This is a genomic window from uncultured Aquimarina sp. (assembly GCF_947492405.1).
In the GTDB taxonomy this organism is placed as follows: domain Bacteria; phylum Bacteroidota; class Bacteroidia; order Flavobacteriales; family Flavobacteriaceae; genus Aquimarina.
Window position 1 is genome coordinate 1,322,354 of sequence record NZ_CANLMP010000001.1, and the last position, 20,859, is coordinate 1,343,212.

The following is a 20,859-nucleotide window of genomic DNA, read 5'->3' on the forward strand; positions in this document are numbered from 1 at the left end:
AATTATAAATGATTTTATGATTGGTAAAGATACTAAAACGACCTAAATCCACACTAAGAACTTTAGCTTTGATAATGCAATAGTGATTTTGCATGAGTTAAGGCAGAATCAGAAATATTCTTACCTCCTATCATTTCTGCAATCTCTTTAATTCTTTCTTCCTCGTCTAACAACTTCAATCTGGTAACTGTAGTGTCGTTTACATCTTCTTTAAAAACTTTGTACTGACTCTGCCCATTAGCTGCAATTTGGGGTAAATGAGTGATACTAAAAACCTGTAAGTTTTTACTCATATTCATCATCAAGTCTGCCATCTTATGTGCTACCTCACCAGAAACTCCGGTATCTATTTCGTCAAAAATAATAGTTGGTAATTGTGTATACCTGGAGAGTATTGTCTTTATACCGATCATAATTCTAGAAAGCTCTCCACCAGATGCAACTTTCTTTAATTCTCCAAAAGTCCCTCCTTTATTTGCTGAAAACAAAAATTCTAACACCTCTTTTCCATTAGAAAAATACTTTTCTTGTAAGGTTAATGAGCTTTTAAAACTAGCATTAACCATACCCAATGCTTTTAGGATATTTTCTAATTCTGACACTAATTTAGGCAATGCTTTTGTCCTTTTCTTATGAATTTTAATAGCAACTTGATCTAATTGAACTTTTGTAGTCTCTATCTCTTTTCTTACACTTTCAATATCTCCATTCAAGGACTCTGTTTTTGAAACTTTTTCCTGAAGCCCTTCTTTAATTTTTATAAGCTCTTCTACAGACGACACAGTATGTTTAGTCTGAAGATTATGTATCATCTGTAATCTTTGACCAACTTCTTCTAATTGCTCAGGATCTGCTTCTAATCGTTCTAACTCATTCTGTAATGAATCATTTACATCTTCTAACTCGATGTATACACTCTGGATTCTATCAGACAGTTCTTTTAACGTTCCGGAATATGGAGCTACTTTAGAGATATTAGTCTTTATGGTATTCAAAAGATCAGAAACTCCAACTTCTTCAGAAGAAATTAAAGAAACAGAACCTGATAATCGTTCCTGTATTTCTTCAATATTAATAAGCGTTTCGTAACGTTCTTCTAGCTCAGATAATTCTCCTGGTTTAAGCTTTGCTTCTTCCAGTTCATTCAGTAGAAAAGAATTATAATCATGTTCTTTAGTCAATTCTTGCTGACTATCTAATAAGGCTTTTTCTTCTTTTTCCTTTTCCTTCAACAAAGACAATCCTCGTTTATAAGATTGTAGCTCTCTATTAGATTCTGATAACGCATCTAATACATCGAATTGAAAATCATTTGTAGTCACTTCTAATGTTTGATGCTGACTATGAATATCAATTAAACGAAGACCTAACTTATTAAGGGAATGTAGTGTAACAGGCGTATCATTAATGAATGCTCTAGATTTTCCGGAAGGTAAGATTTCTCTTCTAATGATCGTTTCTATCTCATAATCTAAATCCTCTTCTTCGAAAAGTGGTTCCAGGTCATACTTTTCTATATCAAAAACCCCCTCGATACTACATTTTACGGAGTTATCTTTTACACTACTGAGGTCGGCTCTTTTACCTAGCAAAAGACCCAAAGCACCTAATAGCAGAGACTTACCTGCTCCTGTTTCTCCAGTAATTGTGATCAAACCAGTATCAAAAGAAACTTGTAGTTGTTCAATTAAGGCGAAGTTTTTTATCGAAAGACTTCTAAGCAAAAGATACTAATATTTTGTTGTTATTAAAGGAAGTAAATATACTATAGTTTTTAAAAAGATTACGAAAAAGAAAATCTTAAAACTTTATCTCAGACCAGTTACTTGTATAAGTTGGAGCTATCCTTCCGAGTATTGCCATTGTTTCGGCAATATTAAGCGAAGGTCCTCCTGAAAGAATTCCAGATACTTCATCTGCTTTAGCATCAAAAAACACTCTCATTATATAGGAATTAGGTCTGGTCCTATGCATACTTTCTAATGTTTTCATCGATTCTAGAATAACTTCTTTTCCTTTCTTTAAATCGTTATTCATAATATCAAGACCTTCTCTATGATACGTATACAATGCTGATCTATATCCATCAAAAGTACCTGATAATAAATCGTCATTAAGTCTGAATCTTGATTGTGCTCCATCTTGTCCGTTCCACCCTAATGTATTACTTCCTTGGGCATTATTTACTATACCTTTAGCTTCTTGATAATAATTAGTTCCTGAATTCAATTCAAAAGTATCTGCATCTACTCCTAAAATAGTATACAGGTAAAAAGCAACTACAGAAATAAGATTAGATTCATAACTATTAGGATTAAAATTCAAAGGTTGAAATTCCAGATAATTAAAATTAAACTGTTTATCGTTAATATTTAAAATTGTCGTTTTATAACCAGCACCATACACAGGTCTTGATGCTTGCACCTGCAACGTAGCAGAGAAACTATCATTCGTATTACCAAGAATATTAATAAAAAAACTACAGTCTATTCTTTCTTCTGTACGGTACTCTAATTCAGTCCACTTAGTATTATTAATAAACTCTGTTACGGATCTTTCTAAAGTTTTAAAAACTTGAAGATTAGGATTTCCTGTTTGCTCTGCATTTACTACTACAGTAGCATTAAATTCTTGGGCACTCAGTCCAATACAACATAAAATTGTAACAAAAAGAATAAGTTTATGCATTACGTAGTTCATTAATTTCATTAAAAATATCCAGCGCAACCTCTGTCTTGGTTTTTAGTTCAAACGCTTTAATTTCTAATTTATGATTAATCAGTGTTACTTTATTAGTTTGTCCTTTAAAACCTGCTCCCTTATCATTAAGAGAATTAAGAACAATGAGGTCTAAATTCTTCTTTTTTAATTTATTTTTTGCGTTTTCTTCTTCATTCTCCGTTTCTAAAGCAAATCCAACTAAAAACTGATCTTTTTTCACAGACCCCATCCATTTAAGAATATCTGTAGTACGCTCTAGTTCTATAGAAAAATCAGTGCCAGATTTTTTTATTTTCTGATTCGATACAACTTTAGGTCTATAATCAGCAACTGCAGCTGACGCTATTGCAATATCGCAATTATCAAATTCTTTTGTAACAGCTTCATACATAGATGCCGCACTGACGACAGGTACAACTGTAATAAAATCATGCGTTACTTTTAATGAAGATGGTCCTAAAACCAATGTTACTTGTGCTCCTAGATTAGCTGCAGCTTTAGCCAGCTCTATTCCCATTCTTCCGCTAGAGTGATTTCCAATAAATCTTACGGGATCAATCGCTTCATAAGTCGGACCTGCAGTTATTAATACCTTTTGTCCTTTTAACGGAAGTTTTCCTAAAATATCATCTTCTATAAAACTAACAATCGTAGAAGGTTCAGCCATTCTTCCTTGTCCCACTAACCCACTTGCCAATTCACCAGATTCTGCAGGGATCATTATATTTCCGAACTCCTGAAGTTTACTAAAGGTCTCATGAGTAGATGGATGATTATACATATCTAAATCCATTGCAGGAGCAAAATAAACTGGGCATTTAGCAGATAAATACGTCGCCAACAACAAGTTATCACTATTTCCTGTTGACATTTTAGATAATGTATTAGCTGTAGCTGGAGCTACTATCATCAAATCTGCCCAAAGACCAAGTTCTACATGATTATTCCATTCTGCATTCTCATCTTCTTCATTATAAAATGAAGAATGTACAGGATTCTTAGATAAAGTAGAAAGTGTAAGCGGCGTTACAAAATCTTTTGCTGCAGGAGTCATTACTACCTTTACTTCTGCGCCAGTTTTAATAAAAAGACGTACTAAGGCAGCTGTTTTATACGCAGCAATACCAGCGGTAACACCTATTAAAATCTTTTTACCGCCTAATATCGATGACATACTTATAGAGATTCCGAATCTGTCTTAGTATTTCTATAGTATATCTTACCATCTAACCACTCTTGTGCAGCTAGAGAATGAGGTTTTGGTAATCTTTCATAGAACTTAGAAACTTCGATTTGTTCTTTGTTTTCAAAGATTTCTTCTAGACTATCATTATATGTTGCGAATTCATCTAGTTTCTCTAAAAGCTCCTTTTTAATATCTGTATTAATTTGATTAGCTCTCTTAGATATTACAGAAATAGCCTCATAAATATTATCTGTAGGTTGGTCTACTAAATTCTTATCAATAGTAGTTGTATTTACTGGGGCATTACTTTTTTTCAAATCCATCTTCTCCTATATTTTCTATTTAAATTTTTCTAATCTTGTTTTTATATCTTCTGATATTTCTTCAGCATTGGCAGTAAACTCTCCTTCTTTAAAGTACTTTTTATAATTATTATAAAAATCATTAGCTATTTCTAACCTTTCCTTTACCAAAACCTCATAACTACCAATAGCTAATAAATATTGCGATTCTAGCTTGTAATATAATGCTTTTTCTCTAAAAGTGGATCCTGGATAATCAATTAAATAATTATCAAAAGCGTTAATAGCCACTTTATAATTTTCTCTATGATGATATTGCTTTGCTATCTCGAAAGCTTTCTTTTCTTTTTTATTTCTTAGTTCAGCAACTAATTTATTTGCTTCTTCTAGATTTTCGCTTTCTGGAAACGTATTGATATATGTTTGCAGTTTCTCTAAAGCTTCATCTGTCTCTTTTTGATCTAAACTATATCTTGGTGATAAATAATAATAGCTCTTCGCTCCTTTATAAGAAGCTTCTTCTCTTTTGTCACTATTAGGATAAGATTTAGCAAACCTCTCAAACTGATATCCTGCTAGATAATAGTCTTCTAAATTATAATATGTATCAGAATAGTAATACATTACCCTTTCTGCTTGCGGCTTACCTCTAAACTGAGGAACGATTTGCTCAAAAAGACGTAATGCCTTTTTATACTTACCTTCTTTATATAACTCTTCTGCTAACTTATATTTAGGCCCAACTTCTTCTTCTTTTAGTACTCTTTGGTATTCACTACAAGAACCAAGGGTTAACACAAAAATCAGCAAAAACAATAATCTCTTCATATCTTAAAAAAACATCTGGCAAAAATAGATATTTCTACCGTATTACAAAAACTTTAATTCATCTATTAAATAACTAAATAAATGTCTGCTTGTTGCAAAATAAAAAAGAAAAAGAAACAACGATTAACTATCTGATTTACAGTTTTTTGTTTCACCAATTTTATCATGATCTAAAATAGTGAATCCATCTTCATCATAATGAAATGCTGGAACAAACGCTTCATCTAATTTTAAATTATTCAATACATACGAATGCACCTGATGAAGTTCTTGGGCAAAAGACTCATCATAATAGGTTACTAATATTAAGATTTCTCCATGTAATCTTAACAAGTCTTCTCTATTAAATTCACTCAGAGGACTGGATTCATTAATTGGATGAACTACAGTCCAAGTTGTTGGTAAATATGTAATTTCGTTTCTTTCTAATTTTAAATTATAAAAATTATTTACATACGTTTTATCTTTGGATTTCTGAGATAATGCTAATGTAACCTGTACTTTTGGGCGAATCATCACATTAGTACTCCTACTCATCAATCTAAACATAATACAATCTACTCCTTTATGTTCTCGCACAACCATAACATCACTAAACTTGATACTAGATTTCGGTTTAGAGAACCTTCCATACAACAACCCTGTAATAAAGGAAAAGCTTAATAATCCAATTAAAGCTTCAAAAGAAGAAATCACCCCAAAGATAACTCCAGTAGGTGCCATAGCACCATATCCGACAGTAGTTACTGTTTGGGCAGAAAAAAAGAAAGCCTTTAGAAAATCTCTAAATAGATTTCCTGTAGGTTCTGCGATCGCAGCAATTCCAATAACAGTATATATTATAGCGAAAAACGAGTTTATCAATACATATCCTAATAGAACCCAACAAAAGAATTCTGTCCAAGTAATACTAATTAAATAGTTATAACTTCTGGAAATAGAAGTACGTCTATTGATATGTTTAATGTTAAAAGAACCGTCTGAATTAATAAACCGTTTAGCCTGTTCATCAGAAGATAAACCAATTCCAGGGTCTTTAATTCTTTTAGCCATAAAAGCCTATTAGTTATTATTTACGAATTCCTCTATCTTGTTAGCCAAATTCTTAGAAACCGAAATTAAAGGCAATCGTAAATAATCTTCACAGATTCCTTTTACCTTTAAAATATTCTTGATTCCGGCTGGATTGCCTTCTTCAAAAGCGTAATCCAAAATTGGCAGCATTTTATAAAGTATTTCAAATGCTTTTTTTGTTTCTCCAGAAAGTCCTAAACGGATCATTTCCGAAAATTCTTTTGGAAAACCTTGACCGACAACACTAATCACTCCATCTCCACCAGCTGCGACAGCGGGCAATGCCAAAGCATCATCTCCAGAAATAACAAGAAAGTCTTTTGGTCGATCTTTAAGAATTTTAAGCACTTGTGTAAAATCTCCTGTAGCCTCTTTAATTCCTATGATCTTATCTAATTGTGCCAATCTAAGTGTAGTTTCGGCAGTCATGTTGGTACCCGTTCTTGATGGAACATTATATAACAAAACGGGTAATGAAGCTTCATCATTGATAGTTTTGTAATGCTGATAAATACCTTCTTGGCTTGGCCTGTTATACATAGGAACTACAGACAATATAGCATCAAAATCAGATAAATCCGTATCTCGCATCTCCTCAAGAATAGCCGCTGTATTATTACCACCTATACCTATCATAAGTGGCAGCCTTTTATTGTTTATTTTTACAATATGTGCAACTAAGCTCTTTTTCTCTTCTTTTGTAAGCGTTACTGACTCTGCAGTAGTTCCCAAGACTACCAGATACTCTACCCCACCATCGATACAAAATTCGACTAATGATCCAACTCCATCAAAATCAATTGAACCATCATTATTAAAAGGCGTTGCCAATGCTACACCAGTTCCTCTCAGAAAAGCACTCATATTATATTATCTGTAAAATTTTTAAATATTTTTTTAATTCGGAAATAAAAAGATTTATGTTTTGATTAGCAGCACCTATTACCAAATCATTAATACGATTATCAATTTCTGCAAAACCAACTTTAAATTTAGCTTTTGATGCAGCAGCTACATAATCCAATTCTAACTTGCTTTCTGAATAGAAGTTGATCAAAACATCATAATCATTATTTATAAAATCATTTAACGAATTGCTTTTAACAGATCCATTAACACCAAAACTCCTATCATTATAGTAAGCAGCATCTTTATCATCAGAAATTTCTTTCTGATCTTCTTTATATCCCATTACTTTTAGTCGCTCTGACTTAACTCCCAATTCATTAGCTAGCTTAACTACCGATAGCACATTAACAGACTGTGAAGCATCTATCAGAACTGCTAAACTCTTTATGCCAGAAACCTCTTTTGCAAGAGACTTTCTTTTTTTTATGTGAGATTCAATGCTTTTTTTTAGTGCATTTTTTTTAAGACCCTTTAAAATCATTTATAAATAAAGATTAAGACACAAATGTAGCTATTTTACATTTTAAAAGTACGTTGTATACACTAAGAAAAATAGAAAAACAACAAAGTATTTAACTTTTAGTTATTTAAATAACAATACAAGCACAATCTGTTTTATTACGAGATTAACACTTACATACATTCTAAAAATACCTGTCTTTTTCGTATTCTAGATCAATTGGTTTTGCTTCCATCAAAAACCTAAGAAAAAAGTAAAGTCCCGCTATTTCAGCAATATTAATAAGTATCGTAAACACTCTTGTATAGAAATAAAAATAATTGATTAACAATAAAGCACTCACAAAAAGACAACAGCTTGCGGAAATGAAAAGCCTAAAATTACTTTCGTACTTATCAATAATATATATACAGAAGCAAACTCCAACAAAAAACAAAAGTGCTATTAGAATCATAAAAAAAGAAACTACCGAATCCATTAAACTAGGAAGTACTAATTGAGATATTGAAAAAATCAAATATGATATAAGCGTCAAACTGATTATTATAGGAAAAGTCAAGAATTTCTTTAGTTGTAAATCTGCAAGAGTTATATACTTTCTCAGTAAAAAAACACATAACACATAAAATGTTATGATTGTTATGGCAACTAGATCAAAATACTTAGCAAAATCAATATAGACTAACGTATCATTAGCCAGAATGACTAACATGCTCACTACATAATAAGGATTTATCGATTTAACATTAAAAACATGAATAAGTATCAATGAGATCGGAATTAATGGCTTAGTATAAACCAAATACTCTTCCTTTAAAAACATAGCAACTAGGACAACAATCAAAAAAGAAAAATAAAACAATATATATATACCCTTAATACCTCTCAATCTTAACAAAAGTTTTTTCATACAACCTAATACCCGGTTAAGATATTAAAAATCAACAATTAAACTAAAAAAACTCAACATTATTAGGTTTCAAGTCTTCTTGTTCGATAAAGAATTTAATTAAAAAATAATGACCAAAAACTTGTAAAACGTTGGTAATAACAACAAAAATATCGAGATAAACATACAACTTATTGAGCACGGTAAGAATATTTACGATAAGGAAACAAGACGCAGCAATCATTAAGGATGAACTAACCACTGTCCTACTATTAAGATAGATATAATAACAAAAACCAATAAATAATATAAATAAGACAATAAAAATATTAAGATACACTTGATCATCATCAATATTCAAAGAAATCATATCAGCTACAGAATAAACAACATATGTAATCAATCCCATTGTTATTGCCAATTGAAGCGTAAAAATTTTCTTCAGCTGTATTTTGACTTTCTGAAGACTTTTCCGCAATAAAATCATATTTAAAATATAATATAATGAACCAAGAATATTTATTATTCTAAAATGTGTTTTGAAATCTATAACAGATAGAATTTCTGCTGATAAAATCAGGAGCAATGCTACCAATACTAAAAAATTTACTCTTTCTACCTCTACAACATAAAAAAATGAAACTGAACAAACAACCAAAGGTTTAGTATAAATCAACCATTCTTCATTAAAAATAGACGTTAATAACAGCAAAGCACCTGAAATAAACAATAATTGATATGCAAGTTTTCTTTTACTCAACTATATTTTAATTTATAATTTAAAACCCTTCAAATTCTTCAGACTTAAGATATTTATATTTAGTAATCATATAATTCACTAAAAAAATCAGCGAAAGAGGTAAACAAATTAATCTAATCACCTTTAGCTCATTCGACTCAAGATAAAATTTATCTATCAACAAAATAAAATCACTAAAAGCAAAATTTAGCATTGCCAAAAAAAACCATAATGATTTTTCTGATCTAATATTTATATAATGCATTGCTCCAACAATCAGCAAAACATAAAGCAATAACAAATAAAGAAACCCTATCAGATATAAATCTCCCATCGGCTCTCTTATAACCGAATACGTAATAAAAAATATAACGGTATACAATGAACTTCCTAATATTAGTGTAAAAACATCTCTACGATTATATTTAAAAGATTTATGATTATAATACAAAAAGTAAAACAACAGTATGTAACCAACTATATTAACCAACATTCTATGTTTTATAGTAATTAAATCATCAATCGAATGCATTAATTCTGAAATAAAAAACACAAAAAGAACAATAATATGAAGTACTTTTATTTTTTTACTACTCCATACATAATGTAAAGTGATTAAAATAAATAGTATTGGTTTACCGTAAGTACTTAAAACATGAATTTGAAATACAAATCCCAGCACTTGCAATACAATCAAAAAAGAAATTAAAAATCTTAGTAGTTTTCCTCCATCCATTAAATTTAGCTTGTGTAAAAACAAGGGAATATCCCCCTTTATACACCATATTAAACAATTTTTCCTTTTGTTAATATACTAAATTTCAGTCAAATAAATGAAATCATGTCAACCAACTAGTTCTAATTCCTAATTTTTAAGGGATCCGCGCTTGAAATTTTAAACTTTACTAAGAAAAACACTGCTAATAATTGATATATGGCATTTATAATTCTTAACTCTAATGAAGGAACATAAAACCGATCTAACGCAAAACATGCATCACTGATGACAAAATTTAAAATAGCAATAGCAAACCAAAGAGATTTTGGAGATCTTATATTTATATACTGAAAAATGGCTCCAATTAATAAAGAATAAAGAATGATCAAATAAGCTATTCCATAAGGTCTTATATCTCCCATATTTTGATTCGTAACGGCATATATAGCATAAGCTATAATTGTCCAAAACACAAAGAAGACTGCCATATAAATTATGTCTGTAGTATTATAATCTATAGGGTTGTGATTTTTATATAGGAAATAAAAAAGAATAAAATAGCACAAGGTATAACTTAGCAACACATACTTAAAACCATTCTCTACACCTGTTAACAAGAATATATCTCCTAGAAAACAAAGTAATAAGACCATCACAAATAAAGCATCAACTTTATCTACATTAAACCAATACAACATAAAAAATAACGGTACTGTCATTGGTTTTACATACAACTCAATGGTTGGGTTTTGCAAAATGGTACTTAAAACACATAAACTTCCCGTAATTAATAGTAATATTTTTATAAGTGTTCTTACCTTCATTATCCAATTAAGTTAAGAAAATCATCTTCACTTATGATTGCAATCTCCAGTTTATTTGCTTTTTCTAATTTACTTGGACCCATATTAGCGCCAGCTACCACATAGGTCGTTTTAGAAGAAATCGAACTAGATACTTTACCGCCATTATCTTCTATTAGTTTCTTGAGCTCATTTCGGGATACTTTTTCAAAAACACCAGAAACTACAAAGGTTTGACTTTTAAGCGTATCGGTCTGATTAGCTAATTTCTCCGCAGAAATTTGTAATTGCACCCCATAGTTCTTGAGCCTGTCAATTAACATTCTATTGGATTCCGCATCGAAAAATTCTCTTACACTTTGGGCAATCTTAATTCCTATTTCATCTACATTGACTAAATCTTCTTCGGTAGCAGCCACAATTGCGTCTATAATTTTATAGTGTTTAGCTAGTTTTTTTGCTACAGTTTCTCCAACATATCTGATCCCCAAACCAAATAGAACTCTCTCAAAAGGAATTTCTTTAGATTTTGCAATTCCTTCTACCAGATTCTCTGCACTTTTTTCTGCCATGCGTTCCAGTGGGATTACTTGTTCTTTTGTTAAGTCGTACAAATCTGCATAGTTAGTAATTAAACCTTCTTTCACTAGTAATGCGACTGTCTCTCCACCCAAACCTTCTATATCCAAAGCTTTTCGTGAAATATAATGTTGTATTCTACCTATAATCTGAGGAGGGCAACCATGAACGTTAGGACAATAATGTTGTGCTTCTCCTTCTTTTCTGATTAGCTCTGTATCACATTCTGGACAAGAAGATATATATTGAGTAGGAACGGAGTTCTTATCCCTTTTAGTGAAGTCTACACTCACAATCTTTGGTATAATCTCACCTCCTTTTTCTACAAAAACCGTATCTGCTTCTCTTATATCCAGTTTCTCTATCTGATCTGCATTATGCAATGATGCTCGCTTTACAGTAGTTCCTGCTAATTGTACAGGTTCTAGATTTGCTACAGGTGTTATTGCTCCTGTTCTACCTACCTGATATGTAATTTCGTTAAGTTTAGTCACTGCTTGTTCGGCTTTAAACTTATATGCCATAGCCCACCTCGGTGCTTTAGAAGTAAAACCTAACTCTTCTTGTTGCTGCAGATTATTTACTTTGATCACTACACCATCAGTCTCATACGGCAAATCTCTTCTTTTTTCATCCCACAGATTAATAAACTCCAAAACTTCATCCACAGAATTCGCTAACCTTGACTCCTGTGGAACTTTAAATCCCCAGGATCTTGCTTTCTCTAAACTTTCATATTGAGAAGAAATCCCTAATCGATCTCCTGCAAGATTATACAACAAACAATCTAATGGCCGTTTAGCTGTTTCACTACTATCCTGAAGTTTCAAACTTCCGGAAGCTGTATTTCTAGGGTTTGCATAGGGTTCTTCGCCTGCTGCAATTCGTTCCTGATTCATTTTTGCAAAACCTTCATAGGGTAACACGATCTCTCCACGGATATCAAACTTCGGAGGATAATCACCTTTTAATTTCAAAGGAACAGATTTAATAGTTTTTACATTGGTAGTTACATCATCTCCCTGAATTCCATCTCCTCTGGTCACTGCACGAATCAATTCTCCATCTTCGTAAGTAAGACTGATAGAAGCACCATCGTATTTCAGCTCGCAAGTATAACTTACATCTCCATCTACCAGTTTCTTAATTCTGGTTTCCCAGTCCAGCAAATCTTCCTTAGAATATGAATTATCCAAAGAGTACATACGTTGCTCATGCACAACGGTATTAAAATTTTTAGTAACCTCTCCTCCTACTCGTAAAGTAGGTGAATTGGGATCATAAAACTCAGAATGTTTCTCTTCTAAAGCCTGTAGTTCTTTAAGTTTCATATCGAACTCATAGTCATTTATTGTGGCTGCGTCAAGTACATAATAATTATAATTATGCTGTCGTAACTCTTCTCGTAATTGATTGATTTGTTGTTCTATATTCATTGTGCTGGTATCAGTTTTCTGGTAGCAGTATTCTTTTTATTACTATATTTTATTTATGTTCTATTAGCCTTTAACCATTTTGGTACTTGAGCTGGCTTAAATTCTCTCATCTTCATAAGTAAGCGATCTATATCATCATCCACTAATAGCAACTCATAATTATCCATTTTCAGAAAACCATTACGCACCATATTCTCTAGCAGATGTAGTAAATGATCATAGAACCCATTAATATTTAACAGCCCTATTGGTTTTTGATGTAACCCTAATTGTGACCAGGTAATAATTTCAAACAATTCTTCTAGTGTCCCAAAACCTCCAGGAAGCGTAATAAATCCATCACTAAGCTCATGCATTTTCATTTTGCGCTCATGCATATTATTGGTCGTCACTAATTCTGTTAATCCCAAATGAACTACTTCTTTAAGTTTAAGAAATTCAGGGATTACTCCTATTACTTTTCCTTTATGAGTAAGTGTTCCTTCTGCCACCTTTCCCATGATTCCAATTTTTGCAGCTCCGTATACCAAAGTAATATCTTGCTGAGCTAATTTTTCTCCTAACAGTAATGCTTCATCAATTACCTGGGTATCATTTCCTTCGCTGCTTCCGCAGAAGACACAAACAGAAGTTAAGTTATTCATAAATTATATATTAAATAAATCAGCTCGAATCATACGATCATTGTTATATAAATCTTTACGCAGCGTTACCGATTTAAATCCTTGTTCTTCAATCATACTTTTAGTTTCGATTCCAAGATATTGATTAATTTCAAAATACAACAAGCCCTCAGCAGTAAGATTATCTTTTGCTAAAGTTGTGATTTTTTTATAAAAAACTAATGGATCTTCATCTGATACAAAAAGTGCTAGATGAGGCTCTTTTTCTAACACATTTGGCTTTATCTCTTTCTTTTCTAGCTCTCTAACATAAGGCGGATTAGAAACTATAACATCAAAACGTTCTTCTAACATATCTAACTGAAGTATATCTGCAGGAATAAACTGTATTGAAACATTATTATGATTAGCATTTGTTTTAGCAATTTCAAGAGCATCTCTAGAGACATCAATAGCATACACATCTGCTTCTGGTAGATTTTTAGCTAAAGAAATAGCAATACATCCACTACCTGTTCCGACATCTAATATCTTCAATTTCTTGTCACTTTCTCTTTTCTGATAATCTTTTATAATCCAATCTACCAATTCTTCAGTTTCTGGTCTGGGAATCAATACATTTTGATTAACCTTAAATAGCAACCCATAAAATTCTGTATCTCCGAGCACATATTGAATTGGATCCTGATTCTCCAATCTTTTTTTAGCATCCAAAAACTTTAGTAATTGTTCTTCACTAATTACTTTATCCAAAGCCAAAGCTACATCCACACGTCTTAACCCAAGAAACTTTTCAGAAAGTATATAAAAAAAAGACAACACCTCTTCAGGATCATATAATCCTGACAAGGAATCCACAAAATCTTTTCTAAGGTCTTTAATTTTCAAACCTATAGTTCTTTTATCATCCATGCCTGGCAACTATAGTGTCCTGTATCTCCCATAGGCTTTTCAAGAGAAGTAAATCCAACCTTGCCGTATAGTTTTCTGGCATCTTCCATATATGGCATGGTTTCCAAATAACATTTTGCAAACCCTTGTTCTCTGGCAAATTCGAGACATTTGTTCATCATTCTAGACCCCAATCCTCTTCCTCTAGCTTCTGGAAGAAAATACATTTTCTGAAGCTCACATATTTCTGAGCTTTCTTTTTCTAACTGCGCGATTCCTGCTCCACCAATAATTTTTCCATCATCTTCTACTACATAATATCTTTTTCTGGGAGCATCATAGGTTTCATACATCATATCCAATGCTTCATCCTCGTATGCTGTTCCTACTTTGGGAACACCCATCTCTATTAAAACATCCCTAATTACTTGTGCTAGAGCCTTATTATCTCCTGGAGCAACTGAACGAATTTTTATGGTATCCATTATAATATAAATACTACTTTTGTTAATCTAAAATACTGATGATATCTTATCTTTTTAATCAGATGAAATATACATTAAATCTATACAGAAATCAATGAAGAAGCTTTTATTATTATCAACAATATTGACAGTTATCACAAGCTGTTCTGTATCCAAAAAACCAGAGTTCAAACATGTCTCCAATATTGACGTTAAAAATGTCAGTATGCGCAATGTAAGTATTCAAGCTGATGCGGTATTTGATAATCCAAATAATCTAAGTGGGAAACTTTCTATCGATGACATTCACGTTTTTGTTGATAACATAGACATAGGCACTATATCTTCTCAAGAATTTGATGTTCCTTCAAAAAAAGAATTTACAATACCTTTGGAAGGCACCTTTTCTCTATCAAAAATTTATAACGAAAATAAAAACAACCTTTTAGGTAATGTACTAAAAATGGTACAGACCGATTCACTTCTTATACATTACAAAGGAAATATCAGGTATCATTTAGGAAGCTTTTCTTATCCGTACAAGATTGACAAAGAACAAAAAGTACCTTTAAAATAACAGTGTGAATATACATCAAACATATATGAGGCGATGTATCCAAATCGCCACAAATGCTTTTGGCAGTGCCAGGCCCAATCCAATGGTTGGATGTGTTATTGTGCATAATAACATTATTATTGGAGAAGGTTACACTAGTGCTTATGGAGGTAATCACGCCGAAGTAAATGCTATAAGCTCTGTAAAAGACATATCTCTTTTAAAAGAAGCTACATTATATGTTACTCTGGAGCCTTGTTCGCATTTTGGCAAAACTCCTCCTTGCAGCGACCTCATAATCAAACACAATATACCCAATGTGGTTATTGGTACGATAGATACTCATAGCAAAGTTTCAGGAAAAGGCATAGAAAAATTAAAAAATGCCGGATGCAAGGTTACTCTGGGTGTTTTAGGAAAGGAATGTCAGGAACATCATAAACGTTTTTTTACTTTTCATAATAAAAAACGACCTTATATCATACTGAAATGGGCACAAACATCTGATGGTTTTATCGCTCCCGAAAAGACTGAAAAAAGAGCACCTGTATGGATTACTAATTCGTATTCCAGGCAATTAGTACACAAATGGCGAGCAGAAGAACAGGCTATTTTAGTAGGAAACAGAACTGTTATAAAAGATAATCCAAAACTCACTATACGAGATTGGTCCGGAACAAACCCTGTTAGAATTCTAATCGATTTATCTAACAAAATCCCAGAAAACTCAACTATTCTTGACAAAACAGTAAAAACTATTATTATCACTGCTCATAATCATAAAAAGGAGAATAGTGATAACTTATACTACGAAACTGTTAACCCAGAAAACACGATCGTTAATGAAGTCTGTAATATTCTTTATCAACACGAAATTCAATCTGTGATTATTGAAGGTGGTAGTTATACAATTCAATCTTTTATCGATTCAAATCTTTGGAATGAAGCAAGAATATTTACCGGAACAAATACTTTTTCAAAAGGAACAAAAGCTCCAATACCAGGAGGCAAATTAACTTCTGAAGAAAAAATTATAGGAGATACTTTAAGCATATATCAAAATGATTAAAACTATTATTTTTGATTTTGGTGATGTATTTATCAATCTTGATAAACCAGCTACCTTAAAAGAGCTTTCTAAATTAGGTATATCCTCACTGACCAAAGAATTGGAACACATTAACGAATCCTATGAAACAGGCAATATCACTACAGTAGAGTTTATCAATTACTATAAAAAACTATTGCCAAATTCTACAGAAAGACAACTCATAGATGCTTGGAATGCTATTTTAAAAGATTTCCCTAAGCACCGTTTAGAATTTATTCAAAAATTAGCTACTGAGAAGAATTATAAATTGATTTTACTGAGTAATACCAATGAATTACATATTGATTGGATTAAAGAACACGTGTCCTTTTATTATGAGTTTAAATCTTGTTTTGATACTTTTTACCTTTCGCACGAAATCAATCTAAGAAAACCCAATCTAGATATTTTTCAATTTGTAATTAACAACCATCAATTAAATCCTTCTGAAACTCTTTTTATAGATGATACTTTTGACAATACTAATGCAGCAAAACAATTAGGAATTAATATCTGGAATAACAACCCCGAAACAGAAGATATCACAAACCTTTTCACAATAAAATCCGATTTATTTTGATATACCTACTATTAAGCATATTCGCATCAAGTTGGATTTTAATTACTTTTAAGCTATTTGCAAAGTATAATATAGACACACAACAAGCAATTATTGTTAATTATGTTATTGCTTGTATTTCTGGTTTGGTAGCCTATACCGAGCCTATTGACATCATTAGCATCACAAAATCCAGTTGGTTTTACGGAACTATTGCATTAGGATTCATTTTTATTCTGGTATTTAACTTTATGGCCATCACTACTCAGAAAAACGGACTTTCTGTAGCAGCAGTAGCTAGTAAAATGAGTGTTGCAATACCTGTTATATTTGGGATCATTGTTTATAATGAGATTACTGGAGCTCTAAAAATTATTGGGATTATTATCGCATTGATTGCCGTGTATATGACTTCAATGAAAACAGTTGGAGGAATTGCCATAAAAAAAGAGAATCTAATTTATCCATTATTAGTTTTCCTTGGAGGAGGTATTATAGATACTAGTCTAAAATTTATGGAAACTAATTATGTTGCTAAAATGGATGTCCCTATTTTCTCTGCAACCATTTTTAGTTTTGCTGCTATCTTAGGAATATTTACATTAGCATATAAAGCAGCAAAAGGTACTCTAAAAATAAACGTTAAAAACATTATTGCAGGAATTTGCCTAGGTATACCTAACTACTTTTCTATTTATTTTTTGATTCAGGCATTACGAAATGAAAACATAGACAGCTCTACAGTATTTATAATCAACAATGTAGCTGTTTTATTAGTTTCTACATTTGCAGGAATCCTTTTTTTTAAAGAAAAGCTACTACTTAAAAACTGGATAGGAATCGTACTAGCCATAATGAGTATCTTGTTTGTTACTTTTTCTATTTAATAATAAAAAAATTGAACATAAAAGACACATATAAAACCATTGACACTCCAGGAGAAGAGGTGTTATTCAAAGATAAAAACAGTAAGTTCTTTGGATATTCTTATCCTATTTTTTCTGAAGAAGAAGTTAAGGTAATTATTGATTCGTTAAAAAAACAACATCATGCTGCAAGGCATTGGTGTTATGCGTGGCAGATAGGTACAGAAAAAATCAGATATCGCAGTAATGATGATGGAGAACCTTCTAATTCTGCGGGGCAACCGATTTATGGTCAGATTCAATCTTTTCAGGTAACAAACATCTTAATAGTAGTTGTTCGTTATTTTGGTGGTGTTAAACTTGGTGTCGGAGGATTGATAAACGCCTATAGAACTGCCGCAGAATTATCATTAGAAGCTTCTAACATAGTAGAAAAAACTATTAACATCGATTTTTGCATCACTTTTGAATATAAAAATATGAATAAGGTAATGCGAATAATCAAAGAACGTCAGCTAACTATTACCAATCAAAAACTAGAATTAGACTGTAAATTATTTATTTCTGTCAGAAAAACGATTGCCGATGAAATAAATGATCTTTTCTTGGCGTTGTACGAAGTAGAAATTAAACAATTAGACAACTAATTCCTTTTCTATTATTTCCAGTAAATAAGAAGGACATAAAATTGGTTTTCTTGTTTTAGCATCGACAAAAACCAAGGTAGAAGAGGCAATTGTTAATAAATCATTGTTTTGATTATAAATTTTGTAGTCAAAAACAATACGCACTGTAGGAATTTTCGCTAAAAAAGTTTTAACAGTTAATTCGTCGTCAAAGAAGGCAGATTTCTTAAATTTAAAATCTAAAGCAAATACAGGAAGCATAATACCGCTTTCCTCCATGGATTTATAAGAAACACCTAATCGTGATAACCAGTCAATTCGGGCTAACTCTAAATATTGTGCGTAATTGCCGTGATGGACAACACCCATTTGATCTGTTTCAGAATATCTAACTTTTAATAAAGTTTCGGAAGTGATTGACATATATTTGATTAAAAAAAAGGTGAAGCGTGTAAAATTACATCTATTTAAGTATGCAAAAAAAATAATTAAAATTCAACCCCAAAATCGTTTTTTTTTTACATTTTTTGTTCACATATTTGTCAAGCAAAAAAAGAAGGAACTTTTTCAACAATTTTCCGTTAATAACCTAATAAAAGTAATCTAACCACTCCAATGAATATAACTGCGCAATCAGTTTGGGATAATTGTCTGTCTTTTATAGAGGACAACATTACCCCTCAAGCTTTTAAAACCTGGTTTGAACCTATTAAAGCTGTAAAGCTTACGGATAGCGCTTTAAGTATTCAAGTACCCAGTAAATTTTTCTATGAGTGGCTAGAGGAACATTATGTCAATCTTCTTAAAGTGTCTCTTACTCGAGAATTAGGAGAAACTGCAAAATTGGTATATATCATTAAAATGGAAAATACCTATGGTAACAAAAAACCTTTTACTGAGAAAATACCAAGTTCTAATAGAACTGCTGTAAGTTCTCAAGAAGTTGATGTACCTATAAAAAGTAAAAATCCTGAGCTTAAAAACCCATTTGTAATTCCTGGAATTAGAAACGTGAAAATTGAGTCTCAGCTAAATCCTAGTTATAATTTTGATAATTTCTTAGAAGGTGATTCTAACAGATTAGCTCGATCTGCTGGTATGGCAGTAGCAAATAAACCTGGAGGAACTTCTTTTAATCCTTTATTAATATTTGGAGGGGTAGGATTAGGAAAAACCCATCTCGCTCATGCGATTGGAGTAAACATAAAAGACAATTACCCGGAAAAGACGGTTTTATATATCTCTGCCGAAAAATTTACGCAGCAATATATAGAATCAGTAAAAAAGAATAATCGAAATGATTTTATACATTTCTATCAGATTATAGATGTATTGATAGTTGATGATATTCAGCTATTATCCGGAAAAGCAGGAACACAAGATGTTTTCTTTCATATATTTAATCATTTGCATCAAAACGGAAAGCAAGTAATCCTAACAAGTGATAAAGCTCCTGTAGACATGCAGGATATAGAACAACGATTACTTTCTCGTTTTAAATGGGGATTATCAGCAGAACTGCATCAACCAGATTTCGAAACTAGAATTTCTATTATAAAAAACAAACTATATCGAGATGGTGTGGAAATGCCAGAAGATATTGTAGAGTTTTTAGCAAATAATATCAAAACTAATATCCGTGAATTAGAAGGAGCCATTATTTCATTAATCGCACACTCTTCTTTCAATAAAAAAGATATTACAATTGATCTTGCTAAGGCGATTGTAGATAATTACGTAAAAAATACCAAAAGAGAAGTATCCATTGATTACATACAGAAAGTAGTTAGTGATTATTTCCAGATGGATGTAGAGACGCTTCAATCCAAAACACGTAAACGCCATATTGTTCAAGCTCGTCAGCTAGCAATGTTTTTTGCAAAGAAACTTACTAAAGCTTCGTTAGCTAGTATAGGTACGCAAATTGGAAAAAGAGATCACGCTACAGTGCTTCACGCCTGTAAAACAGTAGACAACCTATCCTCTACCGACAAACAATTCAGAAAATACGTTGAGGATCTTGGTAAAAAACTTACCCTTTAATTTTTAATTTACATGAAGATTAAAATTTTAATGGTATGTCTTGGAAACATATGCAGGTCTCCATTAGCAGAAGGAATTTTAGCTTCTAAAATAGATTCTGAAAAGTTTCAGGTAGACTCTTGCGGAACTAGTAATTATCATATTGGCGGAAAACCTGATATAAGATCTATAGAAACAGCAAGAAAACATGGAATTGACATTACAAATCAAAGAGCTACACAGTTTAAAGTAAGCGATTTTGACACTTATGATTTCATCTACCCTATGGATAATTCTAATTATGATGATATTATCAAACTTGCTAGAAACGAAAAAGATAAGCAAAAAGTAAAACTTATTTTAAACGAGCTGCATTCAAATGAAGATTTAAATGTTCCTGATCCATATTATGGTGGAGAACAAGGTTTTGAAGATGTATTCGATATGCTAAACAAAGCTTGTAACAGTATAATCAAAAAGCTATAAGAGAGATTAAAGATAAAAAACAAAGTTTTTGT

General features: G+C 31.7%; 23 protein-coding genes. 7 read left to right on the plus strand and 16 right to left on the minus strand.

Annotation, left to right across the window (positions count from 1 at the left end):
- Window positions 1-62 precede the first annotated feature (62 nt).
- From recN to Q0829_RS05985, 15 genes are all read right to left on the minus strand, one after another.
- Entirely contained in the window at window positions 63-1,724 is a 1,662-nt protein-coding gene (gene recN, locus Q0829_RS05915) for a DNA repair protein RecN (protein WP_298541028.1), read from the minus strand.
- Window positions 1,725-1,800: 76 nt separating this feature from the next.
- A complete protein-coding gene (locus Q0829_RS05920; protein ID WP_298541030.1) occupies window positions 1,801-2,688 on the minus strand; it encodes a DUF4835 family protein in 888 nt (295 codons plus the stop codon).
- Window positions 2,681-3,895 carry a bifunctional phosphopantothenoylcysteine decarboxylase/phosphopantothenate--cysteine ligase CoaBC gene (coaBC, locus tag Q0829_RS05925; RefSeq protein ID WP_298541032.1) on the minus strand — a complete coding sequence of 405 codons (1,215 nt, stop codon included), beginning with the start codon at window positions 3,893-3,895 and terminating at the stop codon, window positions 2,681-2,683. The genes Q0829_RS05920 and coaBC overlap by 8 nt, the downstream gene beginning before the upstream one ends.
- A 2-nt stretch (window positions 3,896-3,897) precedes the next feature.
- Window positions 3,898-4,230: a DNA-directed RNA polymerase subunit omega gene (locus Q0829_RS05930; protein WP_118456596.1), complete on the minus strand. Its 333-nt coding sequence runs from the start codon at window positions 4,228-4,230 to the stop codon at window positions 3,898-3,900.
- Window positions 4,231-4,245: 15 nt separating this feature from the next.
- Complete coding sequence (gene bamD / locus Q0829_RS05935) at window positions 4,246-5,037, minus strand: outer membrane protein assembly factor BamD (protein ID WP_298541035.1); 792 nt, start codon at window positions 5,035-5,037, stop codon at window positions 4,246-4,248.
- A 123-nt stretch (window positions 5,038-5,160) separates the two neighbouring features.
- Window positions 5,161-6,090, minus strand: coding sequence for an ion channel (locus tag Q0829_RS05940; protein WP_298541037.1), 930 nt, complete (start codon window positions 6,088-6,090; stop codon window positions 5,161-5,163).
- A 9-nt stretch (window positions 6,091-6,099) separates the two neighbouring features.
- The gene (gene dapA, locus Q0829_RS05945; RefSeq protein ID WP_298541039.1) at window positions 6,100-6,975 is read right to left on the minus strand and encodes a 4-hydroxy-tetrahydrodipicolinate synthase; all 876 of its coding nucleotides are present in this window, start codon (window positions 6,973-6,975) and stop codon (window positions 6,100-6,102) included.
- A gap of 1 nt (window position 6,976) precedes the next feature.
- Window positions 6,977-7,501 carry a hypothetical protein gene (locus Q0829_RS05950; protein ID WP_298541041.1) on the minus strand — a complete coding sequence of 175 codons (525 nt, stop codon included), beginning with the start codon at window positions 7,499-7,501 and terminating at the stop codon, window positions 6,977-6,979.
- A gap of 932 nt (window positions 7,502-8,433) precedes the next feature.
- A complete protein-coding gene (locus tag Q0829_RS05955; protein WP_298541043.1) occupies window positions 8,434-9,129 on the minus strand; it encodes a hypothetical protein in 696 nt (231 codons plus the stop codon).
- A gap of 19 nt (window positions 9,130-9,148) precedes the next feature.
- Complete coding sequence (locus Q0829_RS05960; protein WP_298541046.1) at window positions 9,149-9,844, minus strand: lysoplasmalogenase family protein; 696 nt, start codon at window positions 9,842-9,844, stop codon at window positions 9,149-9,151.
- 122 nt (window positions 9,845-9,966) lie between these two features.
- Window positions 9,967-10,650, minus strand: coding sequence for a lysoplasmalogenase family protein (locus Q0829_RS05965; RefSeq protein WP_298541048.1), 684 nt, complete (start codon window positions 10,648-10,650; stop codon window positions 9,967-9,969).
- A complete protein-coding gene (gene ligA / locus Q0829_RS05970) occupies window positions 10,650-12,644 on the minus strand; it encodes an NAD-dependent DNA ligase LigA (RefSeq protein ID WP_298541050.1) in 1,995 nt (664 codons plus the stop codon). The genes Q0829_RS05965 and ligA overlap by 1 nt, the downstream gene beginning before the upstream one ends.
- 53 nt (window positions 12,645-12,697) lie before the next feature.
- A complete protein-coding gene (locus Q0829_RS05975; protein ID WP_298541053.1) occupies window positions 12,698-13,288 on the minus strand; it encodes a TIGR00730 family Rossman fold protein in 591 nt (196 codons plus the stop codon).
- A gap of 3 nt (window positions 13,289-13,291) precedes the next feature.
- Window positions 13,292-14,179, minus strand: a complete 888-nt coding sequence (prmC, locus tag Q0829_RS05980) for a peptide chain release factor N(5)-glutamine methyltransferase (protein WP_366892739.1) — start codon at window positions 14,177-14,179, stop codon at window positions 13,292-13,294.
- The gene (locus Q0829_RS05985) at window positions 14,158-14,643 is read right to left on the minus strand and encodes a GNAT family N-acetyltransferase (RefSeq protein ID WP_298541055.1); all 486 of its coding nucleotides are present in this window, start codon (window positions 14,641-14,643) and stop codon (window positions 14,158-14,160) included. Before Q0829_RS05985 ends, prmC begins: the two co-directional genes overlap by 22 nt.
- Before the next feature lie 94 nt (window positions 14,644-14,737).
- Here Q0829_RS05985 and Q0829_RS05990 point away from each other — a divergent pair, with 94 nt between their 5' ends.
- Genes Q0829_RS05990 through Q0829_RS06010 form a run of 5 tightly spaced genes read left to right on the plus strand, consistent with a single transcriptional unit; the run spans window position 14,738 to window position 18,340 of the window.
- Window positions 14,738-15,199 carry a hypothetical protein gene (locus Q0829_RS05990; RefSeq protein ID WP_298541057.1) on the plus strand — a complete coding sequence of 154 codons (462 nt, stop codon included), beginning with the start codon at window positions 14,738-14,740 and terminating at the stop codon, window positions 15,197-15,199.
- A gap of 4 nt (window positions 15,200-15,203) precedes the next feature.
- A complete protein-coding gene (ribD, locus tag Q0829_RS05995; protein WP_298541060.1) occupies window positions 15,204-16,247 on the plus strand; it encodes a bifunctional diaminohydroxyphosphoribosylaminopyrimidine deaminase/5-amino-6-(5-phosphoribosylamino)uracil reductase RibD in 1,044 nt (347 codons plus the stop codon).
- Entirely contained in the window at window positions 16,240-16,848 is a 609-nt protein-coding gene (locus tag Q0829_RS06000; protein WP_298541063.1) for an HAD family phosphatase, read from the plus strand. The genes ribD and Q0829_RS06000 overlap by 8 nt, the downstream gene beginning before the upstream one ends.
- Window positions 16,845-17,714 (plus strand): EamA family transporter, encoded by an 870-nt coding sequence (locus Q0829_RS06005; protein ID WP_298541065.1) that lies wholly within the window; start codon window positions 16,845-16,847, stop codon window positions 17,712-17,714. The genes Q0829_RS06000 and Q0829_RS06005 overlap by 4 nt, the downstream gene beginning before the upstream one ends.
- An 11-nt stretch (window positions 17,715-17,725) precedes the next feature.
- On the plus strand, window positions 17,726-18,340 hold the full coding sequence (locus Q0829_RS06010) for a YigZ family protein (RefSeq protein ID WP_298541066.1): 615 nt from the start codon (window positions 17,726-17,728) through the stop codon (window positions 18,338-18,340).
- Here Q0829_RS06010 and Q0829_RS06015 read toward each other — a convergent pair.
- Window positions 18,329-18,742 (minus strand): thioesterase family protein, encoded by a 414-nt coding sequence (locus Q0829_RS06015; RefSeq protein ID WP_298541068.1) that lies wholly within the window; start codon window positions 18,740-18,742, stop codon window positions 18,329-18,331. The two genes, Q0829_RS06010 and Q0829_RS06015, sit on opposite strands and share 12 nt — an antisense overlap.
- 192 nt (window positions 18,743-18,934) lie before the next feature.
- On the opposite strand from Q0829_RS06015, the gene dnaA reads away from it, so the two are divergent.
- Both dnaA and Q0829_RS06025 read left to right on the plus strand, forming a co-directional pair.
- Window positions 18,935-20,362 carry a chromosomal replication initiator protein DnaA gene (gene dnaA / locus Q0829_RS06020; protein ID WP_118456613.1) on the plus strand — a complete coding sequence of 476 codons (1,428 nt, stop codon included), beginning with the start codon at window positions 18,935-18,937 and terminating at the stop codon, window positions 20,360-20,362.
- Window positions 20,363-20,374: 12 nt separating this feature from the next.
- Window positions 20,375-20,827 carry a low molecular weight protein-tyrosine-phosphatase gene (locus tag Q0829_RS06025; RefSeq protein ID WP_298541070.1) on the plus strand — a complete coding sequence of 151 codons (453 nt, stop codon included), beginning with the start codon at window positions 20,375-20,377 and terminating at the stop codon, window positions 20,825-20,827.
- Window positions 20,828-20,859 lie beyond the last annotated feature (32 nt).